We start from the raw sequence: 21,622 nt of genomic DNA on the forward strand, positions 1-21,622 counted from the left end.
CTCGGCTAAGTGGCGGCGAATTCGTGCTTTCGCCGTATCGGGCAGTGCGCTGGCCGGGAGCGAATGTTGCGAATGTTGAGTCGCTGGCGCGGTTCGCGCGAATGTTGAGTCGGGCTGAGCCACGCGGCGATCGTGGTTAACGGGCATCGCCGACGCAATCCCGGCCGGCGACGATGAGACAGAGCCGTGCGTTTGTGGCAGACTGAGGCGGCGTAGGACAGTGGTGAGACTGAAGGTCTTCCGCCGTGAAGTCGTAGGTTAAGTTAACTGCCCGCGCTGATTAGCTTTGCGGCAATCCTCCCCTTGCAGCGGAGGATCGATAGTGCGCGCTCGCAACGCAGGTCGCGCCGGGTGCCAGGCCCATCACACCACCGCGAGCGTCACCGGCCCGGCGGCGAACAGCATGCTCGCGGCCATCTCCTCGCCCGAGGCGAATCGCACGCGCGTGTCGCCCCAGTCGCTCGTCCCGTGCAGCGCCACCGCGCAGCGCAGGGTGCAACCGTCGCCGCGTCGCTCGAACGCGAGCAGGTACGCGGCACCCGCGCCGCTCACCTCGGCCGCGGCATAATCGCCGTCGCGGAACAGCGCCGGATGGGCACGCCGCAGTGCCAGCAGCTCGGCGATCAGTCGCAGCTTCGGCGATGCCCCGCGCTCTAGCAGGCGCGCGCGCAGGTCGTAGTCGACCGGCCGGCGGTTGTCGGGGTCGACCAGTGACAGGTCGGCCAGCTCGGTCCCCTGGTAGAGATCGGGCACGCCCGGCAGGGTGTAGCGCAGCAGCACCAGCGCCAGCGTGTTCGCCTCCGCGATCGGGCGCAGCTCGGCGAGCAGCGCCTCCACCGCCGCCACGAACGCCGCGTCGGCGAGCCAGCGGTCGAGCAGCGCGTCGGCGGCGGCCTCATAGGCCTCGTCGGGTGCCTCCCACGAGGAGCGCAGCTTGGCCTCGCGCAGCGCCTTCTGCTGCCAACCCTTCACGCGCTCGGCGAAGTCGCCGCCGGGGCCGTCGTCGGGCCAGGCGCCGACCAGCGTCTGGAGCAGCATGTAGGCGTCGGCGGGATCGACCGCCTCGTCCTCGTCGACCCAGCGCAGCGCGAACGTGCGCCACGCCTCCGGCCGCGCGCTCAGCGCCGCGAGCCGCGCACGCACGTCCTCGCCGCGCTTGTGGTCGTGCGTCGCGGTGGTGAGCATCGCCTGCGGCACCGTGCGGACGCGCTCCTCCATCGCGGCGTGGAAGGCGGCGGGGGGCAGCGCGAAGGTCTCGGCGTCGAAGCCGACGTCGTTGCGCGACAGCAGCCGACCGTAGCGGTAGAAAGCGGTGTCCTCGACCGCCTTGGCCGCGATCGGCGCGGAGAGCTGCTGAAAGCGTCGCACCGCCTCGGCGGCGAGCGCCGCGTCGCCGGGGCCGTCGCCGGCGAGCCAGGCGAGAACGCGGTCGGTGATCGGCGCCTCGCCCGGCGGGATCAGCTCGGCGACGCGGGCGCGGACCTGCGCGCGCACGGTCTCGTCGCTCGCGGGGGCGGCGTCGCCGGTGCCGTAGGTGCGATAGACGGGGAAGGCCCACAGCAGCCGCACGATCGCGCGGCGCAGCGCGGCGGGGGTGACGCCGTCGCCGCCGGGCGCGCTCGCGGCGAGCGCGGCGAAGGCGGCGACGCAGCCGTCGAGCTGTCCCGCGAACTGCCACGACAGCAGGTCCTGCCGCGCCTGGAACTCCTCGGGCTCGAAGGTCGCGCTGCGCCCGCTGATCTCCTCCCACAGCGCCCCGAGCGGTTCCGCGCCGGCGGGATCGTGGAGCAGCGCGGTGACCTGCTCCATGAAGTCGTAGCCGCTGGTGCCGTCGATCGCCCAACCCTCCGGCTGCGGCTCGCCCGCGCCGAGGATCTTCTCGACGATGATCCAGGCATCATCGCCGAGCCGCTCGCGCAGGCGGTGACAATAGCCGATCGGGTCGGTCAGCCCGTCGACATGGTCGACGCGGACGCCGTCGATCAGCCCCTCGTCGTGAAGGCGGAAGTAGAGCGCGTGCGTCGCCTCGAACACCGCGGGGTCCTCGGCGCGCACACCGGCGAGCTCGTTGATGGTGAAGAAGCGACGCCAGTTGAGCTGGTCGTTGGCGGTGCGCCAATAAGCGAGCCGGTAATGCTGGCGCTCGAGCAGCGGGGCGAGCGGGTCGGTCCCGGCGCCGTCCTGGTCCTCGTCGCGGATGGGGAAGCGGTGCTCGCCATAGGCCACCACTTCCCAGCGGTCGCCGTCGCGCTCCACCGCGATGTCGCCGTTATCCAGCGCCTCCGACAGGGGCGCGCCGAGCACGGGCAGGACGATCCGCTCGCGCCAGTCGATGTCGAAGACCCGCGCGTGCGGGCTCTCGGGGCCGCGCTGGAGGACGTCGGTCCACCAGGCGTTGTGGCCGCCCGCGACGCCCATGTGGTTGGGGACGATGTCGATGATCACGCCCATGTCGCGCGCGCGCAGCGCGGCGACGAGCGAGCGGAACGCCTCCTCGCCGCCGAGCTCGGGATTGATCCGCGTCGGGTCGGTGACGTCATAGCCGTGGGTCGAACCCGGCGTCGCCATCGTGATCGGCGAGGCATAGACGTGGCTGACCCCGAGCCGGTCGAGGTACGGCACCAGCGCCTCGGCGTCGGCGAAGGTGAAGTCCTTGTGGAACTGGAAGCGATAGGTGGCGCGCGGGGTCATCCGTGTCTCTCGGCGGTGAGCAGGTCGGTGCGGCGCGCGACGTCGCGCTGCGCGAGCAGCTGCTCGGTGGGGGCGGGGAGGCGGCGGCGCCAATTGGGGTGCTCGTCGACGGTGCCGGGCAGGTTGGGCTGCTCCTGCTCGCCGAGCAGGTCCTCCACCGGCACGATCGCGAGCGGCGCGGGCGCGGTGGCGACGTGCGCGAGCACGCGGTCGAGCGGCGGCTGAGCGGGTGGCGCACCGGTCTCGCCCATCGCCTGCCACAAGGCGGCGCGCTCCTCGCCGCGGTGCGCCTTATCCTCGACCGCGCTGACGTGGCGCGAGCGGCGGCCGAGCTTCCACGCCCAGTCGATGTCGCGGCCCTTCCACCAGCCAGCGACGGTGGGGGTGTCGTGCGTGCCGGTCATCGCCACCGCCATCTCGTCCCAGTCGGCGGGGCGGGTGAAGCCGCCGTCGGCATCGCGCTCGAACGGCAGCACGCGCATGCCGAGCATGCAGCGGCGCGCGAGCTCGTCGCGGAAGCCGGGCGGCACGGTGCCGAGGTCCTCCGCGATCACCAGCGCGCCGGCACGGTGCGCCTCGATCGCGACGATGCGGCGGAGGTGCTCGCCGGGCATCGTCAGATAGGCGCCGCGGCAGGCGCTCTCGCCCGCCGGTATGACCCAGAGCCGCTGGAGCCCGAGCGCGTGGTCGATGCGGATGCCGCCGGCGTGCGCCAGCGTCGCGCGCAGCGTCTCGATGAAGGGGCGGAAGCCGGTGCGCTCGAGCGCGAACGGGTCGAGCGCGGTGATCCCCCAATTCTGCCCGTCGGGGCCGAGCGGGTCGGGCGGGGCGCCGACGGTGAGGCCGGTGAGCAGCTCGTCGCGCGCGCCCCAGGCGTGGCTGCCGCCGCCGTCCATCCCGACCGCGAGGTCGGCGATCAGCCCGACGCGCATCCGCTCGCGCGCGCTGCGCTGCGCGGTGGCGAGACCGAGGTCGGCGAGCCACTGGAGGAAGGCGTAGAAGGCGACGTCGTCGGCGTGCTCGGCGGCGAAGCGGATCACCGCGTCGGCGCTCGGGTCCTGATAGGCGCTCGGCCAGTCCTGCCAGCCGTGCCCGCCGAGCTGCGCGTGGAGCGCGTCGAAGCGCGCGTGCACCTCGAGCGCGGCGCCGCGCTGGCGGCGGAAGGCGAGCGCGGCCGAGCGCGCCGCCTCGCCGGCGAGGTCATAGGCGCCGCGCAGCTGCTGCAACCGCTCGCGCGCCGCGCTCTCCCACTCGATCAGCGCCGGGGCAGGGGCTGGGGGAAGCGGCACCCCGATGAGGCCGGGGTCGGCGAGCAGGACGTTGTGGAACAGCCGCGTCGATGGCGCATAAGGGCTGAAGCGCGTCGGGTCGGCGGGGAAGAGCGCGTGCGTCGGGCTGATCGCGAGCGCCTGCGCGCCGGCGCGGCCGAACGCCTCGGCCGCCTCGACCAAGGCGCCGGCGTCGCCGAACGCGCGCGGCGCGCGCGACTGGAGCGCGGGGATCTGCACCGCGGCGCCCCAGCTGCGCGGCGGCGGCTCGGGGCAGCGCCGCGGCGCGAGCGCGAGCGTGTACGCGCGCTCGCCGACCAGCAGGCGGTGGTAGCCGGGCCGATCGATCGGCGGAAGTCTGCCACCGGCGTCGCGCTTCGGGGACGCGCGGCCGCCGTCCTCGAAGTGGAGCTCGACCGCGCCGGTCGCGCCCGCGGGCAGGTCGATCGCGGCGCCCGCGTCGGCGGAGAGGAAGGGGGTGTCGGGCGGCGTCGGGTCGAGCCGGTCGAGGATCGCGGCGAGCACGTCGTCGGGCACGCGCTGGGCGTTGCCGTCGGCGTCCTCCCAGTCGCGGACGAGGCCGGCGGCGGTGGCGCGCGCCGCGAGGTCGGTCACGCCTCCACCCACGCCACGAAGCGCTCGCCCTCGCGCCACAGCACGCGCTCGGGTGTCGGCAGCGGCGCGGGCGCGTCGCCCAGATCGAGCGCGATCGCCAGCGTGGTGCCGTCGCCGAGCCGCCAGCGCGCCTCCACCGCGGCCGCGCCGGTGGCGCGCGCGCCGAGCGAGGTCGCGCCCTCGAGTCCGGGCGTGATCCGCTCGGCACGCAGCGCGAGCAGGTCGGCGTAGAGCGCGCGCCATGCCCCGGCGTTCGGACCCGGTTGGGGGCGCGAGCGCTCGAACGTGCTCGCCGCGTTGGGATCGGGGATGCGTTCGCGCGCGGCCTCGTCGGCGAAGGCGTCGAACTTGGCGAATTCCTTGCGCCTCCCCTCGCGCACCGCGTCCGCCAGCTCGTCGTGGAAGTCGGTGAAGAACAGGAACGGCGTCTCGCTGCCCTCCGCGTCGCCCATGAACAGCAACGGCACCTGCGGGCAGAGCAGCAGCAGCGCGGTGGCGGCGCGCAGCTTCTCGGGCGCGGTCAGCAGTGTCAGCCGCTCGCCCATCGCGCGGTTGCCGACCTGATCGTGGTTCTGGAGGAAAGCGACGAAGCGCTTCGGCGGCAGGTCCTTGCTCGGCGTGCCGCGCGGCTTTCCGTCGTGGTTAGGCGAGGGATCGCCCTGGTAGATGAAGCCCTCCGCGAGGCAGCGCGCCAGCCGCTCGGCGGGGCGGTCGGCGAAGTCGCCGTAATAGGCGCTCGTCTCGCCGGTGAGCAGCACGTGGAGGACGTTGTGGAAGTCGTCGTTCCACTGCGCGTCATAGCCGCCGTCGCGGAGCCGCGCGGCGTCGTTGCGCTCGTTCTCGAGCACGAGGTGGACGTGGCGACCCGGCAGCGTGGCGCGCAGCTCGGCCGCCATGGCATCGAGGAAATCGTCGTCGGCGATGGCGTGGACGGCGTCGAAGCGCAGCCCGTCGACGCGATAATCGCGCAGCCACATTAGCGCGTTGTCGACGAAATACTGCGCCACCGGCGGCGCCGACACGTTCACCGCGCCGCCCCAGGGCGTATGGACGGCCTCGTCGAAGAAGCTCCTGGCGTAGAGCCCGAGATAGTTTCCGTCGGGGCCGAAGTGGTTGTAGACCACGTCGACGAAGACGCTCAGCCCGAGCCCGTGCGCGGAGTCGACCAGGGTGCGCAGCGCGTCGGGCGTGCCATAGGCCTCGTGCAGCGCATAGGGCAGCACGCCGTCATAGCCCCAGCCGCGCTCACCGCCATAGGCGCCGAGCGGCATCAGCTCGATCGCGGTGGCGCCGCTCGCGGCGATGTCGGCGAGCCGCTCGGTCACCCCGGCGAACCCGCCGAGTGCGCCGGCGTGGAGCTCGACGATGACCATCTCGTGCCACGGCCGTCCGCGCCACTGCGGGTGCTGCCAGTCGAACGCGGTGTCGGTGACGACGCTCCAGCCGTGCACGCCGCCGTCCTGGCGGCGCGACGCCGGGTCGGGCACCGCCTGGTCGCCGACGCGGAAGCGATAGCGCGCGCCTGGTGCGGCCTGCGCCTCGGCGGCGTACCAGCCGTCCTCGCCCGCGATCATCGCGATCGGCGCGCCCTCGGCGAGCTCGAGCGTCACCGCGGCGGCGTCGGGCGCCCACAGGCGGAAGCGCGTGCCGCCGCCCTCGAGCGGCTCGGGTCCCCAGGCCATCATGACGGGAACGCGCTCCGCCACGTCAGCAGCACGGCACCCTGCGGCGCGACCTCATAGTGGTCGTCGACCTCGATCTCGCCCTGATCGGGCTTGGCGCTGTCGAGCAGTACCACGCGCTGCACCTGCGGCGCGGGCAGCTGGAAGGTAATTGGGTCGGCGCTGGCGTTGAGCAGCAGCGAGATCGCCTCGACCTCGCCGTCCTCGGTGCGCGTGGCGCGGCGCATCATCAGCGCGCGACCCTCGGGATTGTCCCAGTCCTCGGGCGTCATGCGCTCGCCGCGCTCGTTCCACCATTCGACGTCGTTGACGCCTTCGCCGGGCGAGTCCTGGCCGTAGAGGAAGGTGGCGGCGCGCAGGACCGGGTAGCGCCGGCGCAGCTCGGCGAGGCGCGCGGTGAAGTCGATCTGGCGCTGGCCGTCCTCGCTCGCCGCCGCGGCCCAGTCGAGCCAGCTGATCTCATTGTCCTGGCAGTAGGCGTTGTTGTTGCCGCCCTGCGTGCGCCCGAACTCGTCGCCGGCGACCAGCATCGGCGTGCCGAGCGAGGCCAGCAACGTCGTCAGCATCGAGCGCATCACACGGCCGCGCGCGTCGTTGATCGAGGGATCGTCGGTCGGCCCCTCGGCGCCCCAGTTGCGCGAGTAATTCTCGGAGTGGCCATCGCGATTGTCCTCGCCGTTGGCCTCGTTGTGGCGACCCTCGTACATCACCGTATCCGCGAGCGTGTAGCCGTCGTGCGCGGAGAGCAGGTTGACCGTGGCCCAGGGGCGCCGCGCGCGCCGGTCGAACAGGTCGCCCGAACCCGACAGCCGCGCCGCGAGATCGCCGCGCTGCGACGGGTCACCGCGCCAATATTTGCGCACGGTGTCGCGATACTTGTCGTTCCACTCGGCGAAGCCGGGCGGGAAGTTGCCGAGCTGGTAGCCGCCGGGGCCGACGTCCCACGGCTCGGCGATCAGCTTGAGCCGGCCGAGCACCGGGTCCTGCCGCAGCACGTCGAAGAAGGCCGCGCCGGGATCGAAGCCATAGTCCTCGCGCCCGAGCGTGAGGCCGAGGTCGAAGCGGAAGCCGTCGATCCCGAAGCTCGTCGCCCAGTAGCGCAGCGAGTCGGCGACCATCTGGATCACGCGCGCCTTGCTCATGTTGAGCGTGTTGCCGGTGCCGGTGTCGTTGATCGTGTAGCGCGGATTGTCCTGAACCAGGCGATAGTAACTCGCGTTGTCGAGCCCGCGCCACGACAGCGTCGGGCCGCGCTCCGACCCCTCGCAGGTGTGGTTGTAGACGACGTCGAGGATCACCTCGATGCCGGCCTTGTGGAGCCGGTGGACCGCGCGGCGCAGCTCGTCCTGGTGGTCCGAGGCCATGTACGACTGCTCGGGCGCGAAGAAGCCGAGCGAGTTATAGCCCCAATAGTTGCGCAGACCCTTTTCCTGGAGAAAGCGGTCTTGCGTGAAGCTGTGGATCGGCAGCAGCTCGATCGCGGTGACGCCGATGCGCTGGAGATGCTTGATCACCGCGGGATGGCCCAGCGCGGCATAGGTGCCGCGCTCGCGCGCCGGGACCAGCTCCATCAGCTTGGTGAGGCCCTTGACGTGCGCCTCGTAGATCACCGTCTCGGACCAGGGCGTGTTGGGCCGGCGGTCGCGCGACCAGTCCCAGTGATCGTCGACCACCATCGCCTTGGGCATGGCGGGGGCGCTGTCGCGCTTGTCGAACGACAGGTCCTCGCGGCGATGGCCGATGCGATAGCCGTGGAGCGCGTCGGTCCATTTGATCTGGCCCTGGATCCGGCGCGCATAGGGATCGAGCAGCAGCTTGTTGGGGTTGAAGCGATGCCCTTCCTCAGGCGCGTACCGGCCGTGTGCGCGATAGCCGTAGACCAATCCCGGTCCGACGTCGGGGAGGTAGCCGTGCCACACCTCGTCGGTGCACTCGGGCAGCACCAGCTTGCGCAGTTCGCGCTTGCCCGCGGGATCGAAGACGCAGAGTTCGATCGCGTCGGCGTTGGCGGAGAAGACCGCGAAATTGACGCCCTCGCCGTCGAACGTGGCGCCGAGCGGATAGGGCGATCCCGGCAGCAGCCGGTCCGGCAGGTCGTGCAACATCGTGCTCCCGACAGGAGAGGGGCCGCGCTGCGGCGGCCGGTGTAATAGGGTGTCTCGCGCCGGGGAGGGGCGCCGCGGCGCGCCTCAGGCGCGCTTGGTGCGGGGCCCGGGGCGCTTGGGTGCGGCGGTCGCGCCGGGTGCCTTGGAGTCGGCGGCCTTGGTGCCACGCGCGCGCGGCGCTTTCGCCGCGGTGCTGCCGGCGTCGGCGTTGCCAGAGGGGATGGTGGTGGCGGGCGAGTCCGCCGGCTCGTTGGCGAGCGGCTTGGTCAGCTCGGCGCCGGTGGTCTCGTCACCGGACGTGGCGGCAGGCGTGTCGCTGCCGTCCTGCGGCTCGGACGTGGCGGCGGGCTGCTCGCCGGGGAACTCCTGCTGCGCGCGATGCCAGTGCTCGTCGTGCTTGCCGTGCGGCTCACCCTCGTCCTGCCAGAGGCGATAAGCGCGCTCGCGGATCCGTCCCTCGCGATCGTCCGACATGCCCAGTCCCTTTTTGCTCGGTTTTCCGCGGCTGTAACTCTCGAGGCGCGGGATCGTCGCAAGCGGGTGGAGAAAAACGTTGCGAAGGATGAGCAATCCTCCCCGGCACGGGAGAGGGACCACGTGCAGCATGGTGGAGGGGGCGCTCCGCGAGCGCTGCGCTGTGAGGAGAGCCCCCTCCACCACGACGCTCCGCGTCGCGGTCCTCCTCCCCGCGAGCGGGGAGGAGTAACGCGCTCACGACTCTACGAGCGTGGCGTTGTCGATCACGAAGCGATATTTCACGTCGCTGCGCTGCATGCGGTCATACGCCTCGTCGATCTGCTGGATGCGGATCATCTCGATGTCGGCGGTGACGCCCTTCTCGGCGCAGAAGTCGAGCATCTCCTGCGTCTCGGCGATGCCGCCGATCAGCGAGCCCGCGATCGCGCGGCGGCCGAAGATCAAGGTGCCGACGCTGGGCGACGGATGCGGATGCTCGGGCACGCCGACCAACACCAAGGTGCCGTCGCGCTTCAGCAGCCCGGTGAAGGCGTCGAGGTCGTGGCTCGCGGCGACGGTGTTGAGGATCATGTCGAAGCTGCCTGCATGCGCCGCCATCTCCTCGCCGTTGCGCGAGTTGATCACCTCGTCCGCGCCGAGCACCGTGGCGTCCGCGCGCTTCGACTCCGAGGTGGTGAAGGCGATCACGTGCGCGCCCATCGCGTGTGCGATCTTGACCCCCATGTGGCCGAGCCCGCCGATCCCGACGATGCCCACCTTCTTGCCCGGTCCGACGCCCCAGTGTCGCAGCGGCGAGTAAGTGGTGATGCCCGCGCACAGCAGCGGCGCGACGGCGGCGAGTTGCTCCTCGGGGTGCGAGATCTTGAGCACGAACTTGTCCGAGACGGTGATCGCCTGCGAATAGCCGCCGAGCGTGTGGCCGGGCGCGTCGGCGGTCGGGCCGTTGTAGGTGCCGACGAAGCCGCCGCCGGTGCAATATTGCTCCAGCCCCTCGTCGCACGAGGCGCAATGCTGGCAGCTGTCGACCATGCAGCCGACCCCGACCGTGTCGCCGACCTTGAACTTCGTCACCTCGCCACCGACCGCAGTGACATGGCCGACGATCTCGTGGCCCGGCACGCAGGGGTAGAGCGTACCGCCCCACTCGCCGCGCACCTGGTGGAGATCGGAGTGGCAGACGCCGCAGTAAGCGATGTCGATCTGGACGTCGTGGGGGCCGGGCTCGCGCCGGGTGATGTCCATCGGCTCGAGCGGCTTGTCGCCGGCGGTCGCGCCATAGGCTTTGGTGGCCATGATTGTTCCCCTTCAGAAGTGGGCGCGCCGGGCGACGCGCGGGCCTCAGATAAGGCCGCGGCGGCGTCGGTGCAGTCGGGTGACGGCTCAACGCTGTGATGAGGATCGCTCAGCGCTGTCTTCCCGTGTGCTCCTGCGCACGCAGGAGCACGGATCGGCTGCACCGAGACGGCGCTCACCCCAGCGGCCGCCGCTCCCGGATGTGGTCGGCGAGCAGTCGCAGCGCGGTCGGCACCTGGCGGCGGCTCGAATAATAGAGGTGGTACCCGCCGCCCACCGCGGCCCAGTCTTCCAGCACCAGCCGCAACGACCCTTCTGCCAGCGCGCCCGCGAAGACCGGCTCCGGCCCGTACATCAGGCCCGCGCCGCCGCGCGCCAGCGTCAGACCGAGGTCGGTGTCGTCGATCGTCAGCGCGCCGGGCACGTCGATCGCCAGCTCCTCGTCGCCGCGCTCGAACTCCCAATGGTAAATGCGCCCCGCGCCCTGGCGCAGCCGCACGCAGCGGTGCTGCGCCAGCTCACGGGGGTGCCCCGGCGTGCCGAAGCGCTCGAGATAGGCCGGGGCGGCGGCCACCACCCAGCGGATGTCACGCGAGAGCCGCAGCGCGATCATGTCCTCGGGCACGGTGCCGCCGTAGCGGATCCCGGCGTCGAACCCCTCGCCGACGACATCGACCAGCCGGTTGCTCGCGACCACGTCGACCTCGATGTCGGGGTATAGCTCGACGAAGCCGGGCAGCACCGGCGCGAGCAGCAGCCGCGCCGCGTCGACCACCACGTTGAGCCGGATCCGCCCCGCCGGCGCGTCGCGGAAGCGGTTGAGCGCCTCGATCGCGCCGTCGATCGCGCGCAACGGGTCGCTGATCGAGTCGCGCAGCTGCTCGCCCGCGGCGGTGAGCGTGACGCTGCGGTTGGTGCGGTGGAGCAGCCGCACGCCCAGCCGCGCTTCCAGCGCCTTCATCGAGTGGCTCAGCGCCGAGGCGGTGACGCGCAGCTCCACCGCCGCGCGCGCGAAGCTCAGATGGCGCGCGATGACGAGGAAGTAGCTGAGATCGGGCAGGTCGCCGCGGCCGGTGGACATGACACCGATGTGCGACCTCGCCGCCGCGCTGGCAACCGCCTCAGCGCCGCGCGCGCACCAGCGTCACCGCGCCGGTGCCGAGCGCGGTGAGCACCGCCAGCACCGTCAGCAGCACCGCGAAGTCGCGCGGCGTCGCCAGCGTCCAAGTCAGCAGCGGGCCGAGCAGCGCCGGCAGCGTGTTGGTCAGGTTGAGCAGGCCGAGATCGCGGCCGCGCCGCCGCGGATCGGGCAGCAGCTGCATGGAGAACGCCGAGTGGAGTGCGAGGAACACCGCCGAGCCGACCGAATAGGTGGCGAAGCCGATCGCGGCGGCGGTGGTACCGCCCGCCAGCGCCATCGCGCCCAGCCCGGCCACCGCCACCAGCCCGGCGCCGACAAGGAAGGGCTGGCGCCGCCCGGCTCGGTCGGACCAGCGGCCGACCAGCAGCGCGAGCGGCAGCGGGATGACGTAGCAGATCGTCAGCAGCGTGCCGACCTGGCGCGCCAGCACGAGCTGGCGCTCTCCCGGCGCGATGCTCTCGAACACGTAGAGCAGGTAGAGCGACAGCGCCGCGGTGGCGAGCTGCATCAGCAGCCGCGCCGCGGCGGCGATCAGCAGGTCGCGGCGCGGCAGAACCGGCGCGGTCGCGGGGGCGGTCTCGCCCGCGCCGCCGTCGCCGCGCAGCAGCAGCAGCGGCAGCAGCGCCAGCGCGGCGAGCAGCGGCACCACCGCCAGGCGGGTGGTGTCGGCCAATCCCTCGTCCGCCACCAGCAGCGCCGAGAGCAGCGCCGCGACCGGGTTACCGAGCGCGATCAGTCCCGCGGCGAGGCCCTTGCGCGCGTCGGGCACCTCGTCGGCCATGATCGGCAGCAGCGGCGCGAGCACCGCGTTGACCGCGACCTGGAACAGCACCACGGCCGTCACGATCGCCACCGCGGTGGAGGCCGCGGCGACCAGCGCGTAGCTCGCCGCGGTGGCGACCAGCCCGCCCGCGATCCAGCGCCGCCGCCCGCCGCCGCGCGCCACCGAGCGGTCGCTGAGCCAGCCGAACAGTATGTTGGCCGCGCTGGCCGCGATCGCGCCGAGGATCGCGGTGAGGCTCAGCAGCGGGATTCGCGCGTCGCCCGCGATGGCGTGGATCTTGAGCGGCAGCAGCAGCGTGAGCAGCGGCAGATAGGCGATCACCCCGCCCATGTTGGCCAGTGCGAAGGCGAGCAGGAACCACGCCGGACGCGCGGGGCGGGGGAGAGCGGGACGGGCCATGGACGCGCGCATGATAGGGCCGCGCGACCGTCGCGCCACCCTCGACCTCAACGCGATGGCGGGGCGCCGTGCGCTTGGCTATGGCAGGCGCCGCCGGGCAGCGGCGATCGGGGGAGCGGGGATGGCACGGCGGCGGCAGACGGTGACGATCAAGCATGTCGCGGCGGATGCCGGCGTGTCGCTGCAGACCGTCAGTCGCGTCATCAACAACGAGCCCAACGTTCGCCCGGCGATGGCGGAGCGCGTGCGTGAGGCGATCACGCGGCTGGGCTATGTCCCGTCGCTGGCGGCGCAGCGCATGGGCGGCTCGCGCAGCTATCTGATCCTGGCGCTCAACGACCGCGACCGCACGATCAGCGACTGGCGCGCGCGCCAGGGCACCGACTGGGTCGACCAGATGCTGCTCGGCGGCATGCTCACCTGCGCGCGCCACGGCTATCGCCTGCTGCTCGAGCTGGTCGACACGCACAGCGACCGGATCGAGCGCGAGCTCGCCGCGACAATCGCGGCGCTCCAGCCCGACGGCGTGATCCTGACTCCGCCGCACTCGGACAACCCGCTGATCGCCGAGCTGCTCGACCGGCACGACATCGCCTTCGCGCGGATCGGCGCGCAGGGCGGCGGCGCCGGCATCGCGCTGTCGATGGCGGACGAGGCGGGGGCGCGTCGCGCCACCGAGCACCTGCTCGCGCTCGGGCACCGCCGCATCGGCTTCGTCGCCGGGCCGGAGGATTATACCACCAGCGCGCAGCGCGCCGACGGCTGGCGCGGCGCGATGCGCGAGGCCGGCGCGAGCTGCGACGGGCTGCTCGCGGTCGGCAACTTCGATTTCCCCAGCGGCGAGGCGGCGGCGCACGCGCTGCTCGGTGCCGCGGTGCCGCCCAGCGCGATCCTGGCGAGCAGCGACCAGATGGCGCTGGGCGTGCTCGCCGCGGCGCGCGAACGCGGGCTGAGCGTCCCCGACGACCTGTCGGTGGTGAGCTTCGACGACACGCCGATCGCGCGCTTCGCGCACCCGCCGCTCACCGCGATGGAGCAGCCGATCGCGGCGGTGACGGCGCGCGCGGTGGAACTGATCATCGCGCAGCTCGGCGGCCGCGCGCGCCCCGCCGCGCCGGTGGTGATCGCGGGCGAGCTCAAGGTACGCGCCTCGACCGCGGCGCCGCGGGTGTGAGGGGCGACCACGGGGGCTAAGGATCAGTGATGGCGCGTCGTGGCGGCGCTCGGACCGTAGGTGAAAAGCCGTTGGCGGAGCGGCGAGAGATTGAATGATCGCCCCGACCGCGCGGTGGCGAGCAGCGCCTGAAGGACGCTGTCCTCCTCGATCGGTCCCAAGCGCTTGATGTCGCCGTCGAGCATCTCGTTGTTCGAGCTGATCATCTCCGGCGTCCACCGCGTCGCCTCGCGGACCTCGGGTGTCATGCAGCTGTAGATGTAGTTGATGGCGATGGCGTCGCCCCGCCGATCACCATGATGCATCACCGCATCGTTGAAGGGCTCCAGTGCGATCCGCTCACGCTCGGTGAATTCACATCGCGCCGTTGATTGCTCGTCTGGCGTGAAGGTCTTATCACGGTTCAGGACGATCGCTGCTAATTCCTGATCTGTTAAATCTGGAAGCTTAAGCAACTGTCCCGACACGTCCAACGAGAAGACGATCCTTGTGCCCGCCTTCCGAGAATTCGCATATTTCGCGTCGAGCAATTCGCGGGCGCGCACGCCTACGCTGGTGAAGTCGTCGCCTTCTCTCGGCGCGTCGGCTGTGTCGATGGGGCGTTGATGGCGCACGGAGGCGAGTGTGGCAGAGGCGATTTCTCTCGATTGGTGTCGATCGAAAGCAATTACTCTATCATCAACCGGTGGCGTCATCAACATGATAGATTCCTAGCATCGAAGAAATTATATGCGAGTTGCTACCATTATTCCATTGAAAATACCGCGGATAAAGATCCGTCCGTAGCAAAATTAGTTGCATCTTTTGATACAACCTTGCACTTGGCAAGGCTGCCATATTTTCTTTCTGCGGAGACGTTTGAGACGTAATATCCGGGAAAATCGTCAAGATAAGATATTTTTTTGTAATAACAACACTTATAAGAAAGCGGCAGGTGTCGAGATCCTTGTTCTGCTAGTCGATGTACGCGACTGATCCGTCCTTTCCACAGTCGGTGGTATAAGCCGGCGAAGTCGATCGTGGCGCGATTTCATCAGATGTGGCTTTTAGGGTGCCGCAGAAGCTGATTTTTTGAACGCTAAGCTTGCTCTTTCCAAGGTTTTGAACGGTCAGGGAAACCGGTCTCGCAACGGCGGCAGAGGGAGCGATTATCAGCGTGAAGGCGGCAAAACCGGTCAATGTCTTCATAACACGGTTCCATCCTGAAGAAGCAGTCCTTCTATATATACTAAGACTGTCTCGGATGGACGGAGTAATGAGGCCAGATTACTCATCCGGACGCGCTGCTGCGCTAAGCTCGCGATGCGGTCAAGCTTTTCTGCCGCGAGGGATTTCTCGACGCGATCTTCCGATAGCAATCCTTTGACGTTACGGCGCCTATTGGGCAGAGTACGATCATACCCGGAACATCGCTGAGGGCGGCGCGCGTCCGCCGTCCTTCCTCACGCCGCCTCGCGCCGCCGCTCCCACTCGCGCACCAGTGCCGCCGCCGCCTCGGCCTCGACCGGGGGCGAGAAAAGATAACCCTGCACCGCGCCGCAGCCGATCCGCAGGAGCGCGTCGAGCTGCGCCTCGGTCTGCACGCCCTCCGCCACGCACTCCAGCGCGAGCGAGCGGCAAAGCGCCACCACCGCCGCCACCACCGCCCAGCCGCGCGCGGCCTCGTCGTCGGCGAGGAAGCTGCGGTCGATCTTGACCTTGTCGAGCGGCAGCTGGTGCAGGTTGCTGAGGCTGGAATGGCCGGTGCCGAAATCGTCGAGCGCCACCTTGATGCCGCGCGCACGTAGCTGCGCCAGCGCGCGCGCCGCCGCCGGCGGGTCGCGCATCACCGCGGTCTCCGTCACCTCGATCCAGATCCGCTCGGCCGCCACCCCGGAGGCGGTGATCTCGCGCTCGATCGCCGCCATCGTCGCGGGCGAGTGCAGGTCGCAGGCCGAGAGGTTGAACGACAGCGCCAGCTCGCCCGGCAGCGCGCGCGCCGCCGCGAAGCCCTTGCGGAACACCGCCAGCGTGATGTCGTGGATCAGCGAGGAGCGCTCGGCGATGGCGATGAACTCGGCCGGCGGCACCTCGCCCACGAGCGGGCTGTGCCAGCGCGCGAGCCACTCCACCGCCACGATCGTGCCGCTCGCCGCGGCCACGATCGGTTGCGCGACGACGCGCAGCTCCTCGTCCAGCGCGCTGGCCTGGAGCGCCGCCTCGATCGCGCGGTCGGTGCGGATCGCGCGCGCCATGTCGGGCGTGAACACGCAGGTGCCGCCGCCGTTGACGCGCTTGGCATGGTAGAGCGCATAGTCGGCGCGATCGAACAGCTCACCCGCCAGGGCGCCCGACGCCTCTACCTCGCCCGAGAGCGCGAGCCCGAGCGAGCCGCCGACCGCGACGCGCAGCTCGCCGACGCTGAACGGAGCGGCGATGCTCTGGCACAGACGCTCGGCCGCGGCGACCGACTCGTCGCGCTCGCCCACGGTGAGCAGGCCGAACTCGTCGCCGCCAAGTCGGTAGACAGTGGTGGCGCCGCCCGCGATCGCGCGCAACCGCCGGGCCAGTTCGACCAGCAGCAGGTCGCCGACCTGATGGCCATAGGTGTCGTTGACCGGCTTGAAGCGATCCAGGTCGAGCAGACCGACCGCGAAGGGTGTGCCGTCGTGCGCGTCCGCGAGCAGGTCGAGATCGTGGTGGAACTGGCGGCGATTGGGCAGCGCAGTGAGGCTGTCGGTCAGCGCCAGCCGGCCGTTCTCGGCGTTGAGCCGCATCAGCTCGGCGTGCTGCTGCTCCAGCGCGGCGCGCGCCGCGACCTGGTCGCGGAAATAGTCGAAGCTGTTGAACAGCACGCGCAGCAGCACCGCGACGACCAGCGCCACGTTGGTGGCGATTACCGCGAACATGATCTGGTAATGCGCCAGGCAGGCGGCGATGAAGGGCGGGACGACCATCGTCGCCACAAGCAGCGCGGCCTGCGGCAGCGACATCAGGCAGAACACGCAGCCCATCACCGTGGTCGAGAGATACACCGCGGCGTGCGTCTGCTGCGCCGCGCCGCCGTAGCGCATCAGCAGCAGCGACCAGACCATATAGGCGATCGCGATCGGCCCTGCCGCGGTGGTGATCGTGCGCAGCTGGCGACGAGCGGCGGCGGGGGACGGCGCGACGCCGCGGCGGCCGGCACGCGCCCAGCGCAGTAGCCGGATCAGCGTGACGGCGAAGAGCAGCGCGGGCACGGTCACGGTGAGCAGCGCCGGCGCGCTATCGCGGTGAGTCACCGCGACCGCGAGCGAGTTGATCAGTAGCAGCCCGTAGAGCAGCGGCACCTGGCGATAGAGGTTGGTGACCTGGGCGATCGCCAGCCGCGGATCGTCACCGATCCCGGCGTACCAACGATACAGCCGCCGCACCATCGCCATCCCCAAACCGAGCGCGAGCGCCCTTTCCCCCGCGACGAGCCATAGAGCGGATGGACTGACGATACACTAACGTGGCGACCGCGATTCCTTCCAATTCAGGCGGTCTGCGGGATGACGGGCTAGGCGCTTCTTGCGATGCTGAGCCTGCTGCCAGCTCCAACGTCATTTCGAGGGAATGCGGCGCATCAACAAACCCTTCCGTCATCCCGGAGTTGGTCCGGGATCCACTGCTCCGTGCACTCAGAAAGGGTTGCTCTCGCGAAAGGGTGGATCCCGGACCAAGTCCGGGATGATGGAGGTAGAGAGGAAGCCACTCACCGCGTCGTTCGCGGCGGCTCTACACCGAGGAGCGCGGCTCCCCGTCCGGCGTCTCGACGCGTTCCGATCCCTTCGCCGGATCGCGCGAGAGCAGCTCCAGCCGCTGCGGCACCGTGCCCAGCTCCATCCCTTCCTCGCGGAACCGGCGCAGCAGCACCGTGAAGACGGCGCTGCGGGCACCGTAGGCGGCGCGGGGTGAGCCGACGTGCGCGAAGCAGTTGAAGAAGATCCGCCCGTCCGCGATTGAGTCGATGAAGATCGCGGGCGCCGGATCGTCGAGGATCGCGCTCTCATCGGCGAACGCCTGCGCGACGATCGCGCGCACCTTGTCGGCGTCACTCTCCAGCGGCACCGAGAATTGCACCTGGATGCGGCCGAGCGGGCTGGCCAGCGTCTTGTTGAGCACCGACTTGGTGATCAGCTCACTGTTGGGCACGATCAGCGTGGAATGATCGGCCAGCGCGATCTCGGTCGAGCGCACGCTGATGCGCTTGACGTCACCCTCGTCGGTGCCGACGCGGATCCAGTCGCCGATTTTGATCGGGCGCTCGGCCAGCAGGATCAGCCCCGACACGAAATTGGAGGTGATCGCCTGCAGGCCGAAGCCGATACCGACCGACAGCGCCGAGAGCAGCAGCGCGATCCGCTCGACGCCGATGCCGAGCGAGGCCAGCGCCCAGATCACCGCCAGCGCGACGCCGACGTAGCGCGCCACCAGGCTGACCGAGTTGCGGCCCGAGCCGTCGAGGTCGGTGGCGGGCAGATAGCGCTGCTCGAGCCAGCGCATGAAGCCGCGCACCAGCGCCAGCCCGATGAACAGCACCACCACGCCGCGCAGGATCGTCCCGGGCGAGATCGCGATGCCGCCGACCTGCACGCCCTGCGCCAGCGTGCCCAGCCGAGAGACGAGCGCGCCGACGCCGTTGCCGCCGTTGAACGGCGAGAACAGCAGACCCAGCGCGAACAGCGCCAGCGTCAGCCGCAGCACGCCCGAGGCGAGCACGCCGAACTGCTCGATCAGCGCGCCGCGCACGCCCAGCGCGCGCGACAGCGTCCGCCCGAGCCCGCCGTCGCGCGCGAAGACGGTGGTGGCGACGTCGTCGATCGCCGCCATGAGCAGGAACGTGGCACAGCCGAGCACCGTCGCCCAGGCGACGATCCGGACGATGAACGAGGCGAGGCCGACATAGCCGAGCAGCAGCGCGAACGTCGCCACCACGACCACCGTCCAGGCCACTAGTGAGGCCGCGCCGAGCCCGGCGCGTGCCGGCGCCTGCTCGTCCTCCGCTCGCGCCGCGCGCAACCGGCCGAGCGCGACCAGCGCGGCGGCCAGGATCAGCAGGTGGAGCAGCGCGACGAGCACCTGCGTCGCGCTCAGCGCCGCCGCACTCGCGCCGACCATCTGATTGAACGCGTTGACGGTGATGGACAGGAAGGCCACCGCGGCGAGCAGCCAGCTGAAGGGACGAAGTCGCGCTGCGACGTCGTCGGCGATCGGCGCGACGCGCCAGCTCGGCTGGTGACGCATCAGCACCGCGCCCGTGACCGCGACGGTGAAGCCAGCGAACGAGCTCGCCTGCACGAACGTGTCCGCCAGCCCGTTGACCGCCGTGGGCACCAGCCCGGCCCAGCGCAGCCCCTGCACCAGCGCGAAGCTCGCGAGCAGCGGCGTCAGCGTGCCGACCAGCACGCGCCAGATCGCGTTCCCCGAGCGGCGCACGCGATGCCCGGGAGCGTCGTCGATCAGGAAGCGCAGGCCGATCCGCACCGCCGCGGCGCGGCCGGGCACCGCGATCGCCAGCGCGAGGAGCAGCCCGAGCAGCGCCGGCCAGACCGGTGCCGCGCGCCATCCCGCGGCGAGCTGGCGCGTCGCCAGCGTGACCACCACCTCGATCCGACGCAGGTCACGCGGGGCGGCCTGCAGCACCGCGCCCCAGAAGCCGGGGGAGAGCGGGGACGGGACGTGCGCCGCGATCGTCTGGCTGAACTGCTCGGCCTCTGTCCGGTCGATCTCCTCGACCAGCTGCTGCGCCTCGACCGCGATCAGCCTGCCGCGCTTGCTGTTCGAATCAATCGCGGTGCGCTGCCGCGCCAGCCGCGCGCGCTGTGCGGCGAGATCGGGCGCCTCGCCCGCGGCGGCGGGGCCGAGCTGCGCGGCGCGCGCGTCGACGAGCGCGAGCTGGTCGGTGAGGTCGTCGGCGGCGGCGGCGGCGTCCTCGCGCGCGGCGTTGACCCGCTCGCGCAAGCTGTCGCGCGCTTCCCGGTCGGTCGACAGATCGAGCGCGCCGTCGACCGAGCGCACTTCACGCTCGGCCTTGATCAGCCGCGCCGTGGCGGCGGTGACCGGGTCGACCTGCGCGGCGGCGAGCGGCGCCAGCAGGAGCGCGAGCAGCGTCAGCAGCGACAGCGCGGCGGCGCGCGCGCGGGCGGACAGCGGGGAGCACGTCATCGCCGCGGCGATAGCAGAGCGGGCGGGGGCGCGGCCAGTGTGCGGGGAGGAAGGCGGTATCGTGTCGCCGCCTCATCTTCAGCCGTCATCCTGAGCTCGTCTCGGGATCCACCGTGCCGCCTGCCTAACGGCCGCGACGCCTGCGGATCAGTAGAAACTGGAACAGGTTCAGGATGAAGGCGGAAGAAGGTGTCACGCCCTCTCTCGCCCGACCCACTGCGTTCCCGCTCCCCCTCGGCGCCGTTCCGCCCTACACCGTCGTCGAAGGGAGACGGGTGTGGCGGAGAGGGAGCGGGTGAGGCGCGTCGTGATCCTGGGCGGCGGCACCGCCGGCTGGATGACCGCGATCGCGCTCGCGCGCCAGCTCGGGCGCTCGGTGGCGATCACCTTGCTCGAGTCGGAGGAGATCGGCACCGTCGGCGTCGGCGAGGCGACGATCCCGACGATCCACTGGTTCAACCAGCTGATCGGGCTCGACGAGGCGGCGTTCCTGCGGGCCACGGGGGCGACCTACAAGCTCGGCATCGAGTTCGTCGACTGGGCGCGGCCCGCGCACCGCTACTTCCACCCGTTCGGCCACTATGGCGCGGCGCTGCCCGGGGTCGCCTTCCACCATCGCTGGCTGCGCGCGCGGGCGGAGGGGCTCGATCTGCCGCTCGCCGCGCTGTCGCTGACCACGCAGGCGGCGCTCGCCGGTCGTTTCGCCAAGCCGGCGGCGGAGCAGCGTTCGATCCTGTCGACGCTCGGCTATGCCTATCATTTCGACGCCGGGCGCTACGCCGCGCATCTGCGCGGACTCGCCGAGGCGGCCGGGGTGGTGCGGGTCGAGGGGCGGCTCGCCGCAGTCGAGCGCGACGCGGGCAGCGGCCGCGTCACCGCGCTCACCACCCAGCGCGGCGAGCGGCTCGCGGGCGAGCTGTTCGTCGACTGCTCGGGCTTCCGCGCGCTGCTGATCGCGGGCGAGATGGGCGCGCGCTACGACGATTGGTCACGCTGGCTGATGTGTGACCGCGCGGTGGCGGTGCCCAGCGCGGCGACGCGGCCGACGCTGCCGTACACGCGCTCGACCGCACGCGCGGGCGGCTGGCAGTGGCGCATCCCGCTCCAGCATCGCACCGGCAACGGCTATGTCTATGCCTCGCCCTTTCTCTCCGACGACGAGGCGGCGGCGACGCTGCTGGCCCATCTCGACGGCGCCGCGCTGGGCGAGCCGCGCTTCCTGCGCTTCACCGCGGGTGCCCGACCCGAGCCGTGGCGCGGCAACGTGGTCGCGATCGGGCTGGCGGCGGGATTCCTCGAGCCGCTCGAGTCGACCAGCATCCACCTGATCCAGAGCGGCATCGCCAAGCTGCTGACGCTCTTCCCCGAGCGCGGCGACGACGCGGCACTGGCGGCGCGCTACAACCGGCTGATGACGGCGGAGATGGAGCGGATCCGCGACTTCCTGATCCTCCACTATCATGCGCAGCGCGGGAAGGCCGAGCCGCTGTGGGAAGCGTGTCGCGCGATGGCGCTGCCCGAGGCGCTCCAAGGGCGCGAGGCGCTGTACCGCCGCGGCGGGCGGCTGATGCTGGAGGCCGACGAGCTGTTCCGCGAGGCGAGCTGGCTGGCGGTGCTGGAGGGGCAGGGGATCGCGGCGGAGGGCTACCACCCGCTCGCCGCCGCGCTCGACGGCGGCGCCAACATCAAGCAGGTGCGCGCGCTCGCCGCGCTGATCGCGCGCGCCGCGCCGACGCTGCCGACGCACGACGACGCGCTGGTCGCGGCGATGGGGTGAGGTGGTCCTGTTCCCCCTTGCCGTCATCCCCGACCACGTCCGGGA

The 21,622-nt window shown here is 71.1% G+C and carries 14 protein-coding genes; 2 read left to right on the forward strand and 12 right to left on the reverse strand.

Annotation, left to right across the window (positions count from 1 at the left end):
- Positions 1-363: 363 nt before the first annotated feature.
- From treY to KZ820_RS20460, 8 genes are all read right to left on the reverse strand, one after another.
- Positions 364-2,691 (reverse strand): malto-oligosyltrehalose synthase, encoded by a 2,328-nt coding sequence (gene treY / locus KZ820_RS20425; RefSeq protein WP_219750655.1) that lies wholly within the window; start codon positions 2,689-2,691, stop codon positions 364-366.
- Entirely contained in the window at positions 2,688-4,574 is a 1,887-nt protein-coding gene (gene malQ / locus KZ820_RS20430) for a 4-alpha-glucanotransferase (RefSeq protein ID WP_219750656.1), read from the reverse strand. The genes treY and malQ overlap by 4 nt, the downstream gene beginning before the upstream one ends.
- Positions 4,571-6,259, reverse strand: a complete 1,689-nt coding sequence (treZ, locus tag KZ820_RS20435; RefSeq protein ID WP_219750657.1) for a malto-oligosyltrehalose trehalohydrolase — start codon at positions 6,257-6,259, stop codon at positions 4,571-4,573. The genes malQ and treZ overlap by 4 nt, the downstream gene beginning before the upstream one ends.
- A complete protein-coding gene (glgX, locus tag KZ820_RS20440) occupies positions 6,256-8,361 on the reverse strand; it encodes a glycogen debranching protein GlgX (protein ID WP_219750658.1) in 2,106 nt (701 codons plus the stop codon). Before glgX ends, treZ begins: the two co-directional genes overlap by 4 nt.
- Before the next feature lie 84 nt (positions 8,362-8,445).
- Positions 8,446-8,835, reverse strand: coding sequence for a DUF2934 domain-containing protein (locus tag KZ820_RS20445; RefSeq protein WP_219750659.1), 390 nt, complete (start codon positions 8,833-8,835; stop codon positions 8,446-8,448).
- A gap of 237 nt (positions 8,836-9,072) precedes the next feature.
- Positions 9,073-10,131, reverse strand: coding sequence for an NAD(P)-dependent alcohol dehydrogenase (locus KZ820_RS20450; protein ID WP_219750660.1), 1,059 nt, complete (start codon positions 10,129-10,131; stop codon positions 9,073-9,075).
- Between the two features lie 175 nt (positions 10,132-10,306).
- On the reverse strand, positions 10,307-11,212 hold the full coding sequence (locus tag KZ820_RS20455) for a LysR family transcriptional regulator (RefSeq protein ID WP_219750661.1): 906 nt from the start codon (positions 11,210-11,212) through the stop codon (positions 10,307-10,309).
- Positions 11,213-11,252: 40 nt separating this feature from the next.
- Positions 11,253-12,455 carry an MFS transporter gene (locus KZ820_RS20460; RefSeq protein WP_219750662.1) on the reverse strand — a complete coding sequence of 401 codons (1,203 nt, stop codon included), beginning with the start codon at positions 12,453-12,455 and terminating at the stop codon, positions 11,253-11,255.
- Positions 12,456-12,576: 121 nt separating this feature from the next.
- Between KZ820_RS20460 and KZ820_RS20465 the strand changes: the two genes are divergently transcribed.
- Complete coding sequence (locus KZ820_RS20465; RefSeq protein WP_219750670.1) at positions 12,577-13,629, forward strand: LacI family DNA-binding transcriptional regulator; 1,053 nt, start codon at positions 12,577-12,579, stop codon at positions 13,627-13,629.
- Between the two features lie 23 nt (positions 13,630-13,652).
- Here the strand turns inward: KZ820_RS20465 and KZ820_RS20470 are convergent, their stop codons facing one another.
- From KZ820_RS20470 to KZ820_RS20485, 4 genes are all read right to left on the reverse strand, one after another.
- Positions 13,653-14,330, reverse strand: a complete 678-nt coding sequence (locus KZ820_RS20470; protein ID WP_219750663.1) for a hypothetical protein — start codon at positions 14,328-14,330, stop codon at positions 13,653-13,655.
- 253 nt (positions 14,331-14,583) lie between these two features.
- Positions 14,584-14,817: a hypothetical protein gene (locus KZ820_RS20475; protein ID WP_219750664.1), complete on the reverse strand. Its 234-nt coding sequence runs from the start codon at positions 14,815-14,817 to the stop codon at positions 14,584-14,586.
- Positions 14,818-15,071: 254 nt separating this feature from the next.
- Entirely contained in the window at positions 15,072-17,027 is a 1,956-nt protein-coding gene (locus tag KZ820_RS20480) for a putative bifunctional diguanylate cyclase/phosphodiesterase (protein ID WP_219750665.1), read from the reverse strand.
- A gap of 343 nt (positions 17,028-17,370) precedes the next feature.
- On the reverse strand, positions 17,371-19,800 hold the full coding sequence (locus KZ820_RS20485) for a DUF3772 domain-containing protein (protein ID WP_219750666.1): 2,430 nt from the start codon (positions 19,798-19,800) through the stop codon (positions 17,371-17,373).
- A 295-nt stretch (positions 19,801-20,095) separates the two neighbouring features.
- Between KZ820_RS20485 and KZ820_RS20490 the strand changes: the two genes are divergently transcribed.
- A complete protein-coding gene (locus KZ820_RS20490; RefSeq protein WP_308462294.1) occupies positions 20,096-21,577 on the forward strand; it encodes a tryptophan halogenase family protein in 1,482 nt (493 codons plus the stop codon).
- Positions 21,578-21,622 lie beyond the last annotated feature (45 nt).

Origin of the sequence: Sphingomonas citri (assembly GCF_019429485.1) — a bacterium.
Taxonomy (GTDB): domain Bacteria; phylum Pseudomonadota; class Alphaproteobacteria; order Sphingomonadales; family Sphingomonadaceae; genus Sphingomonas; species Sphingomonas citri.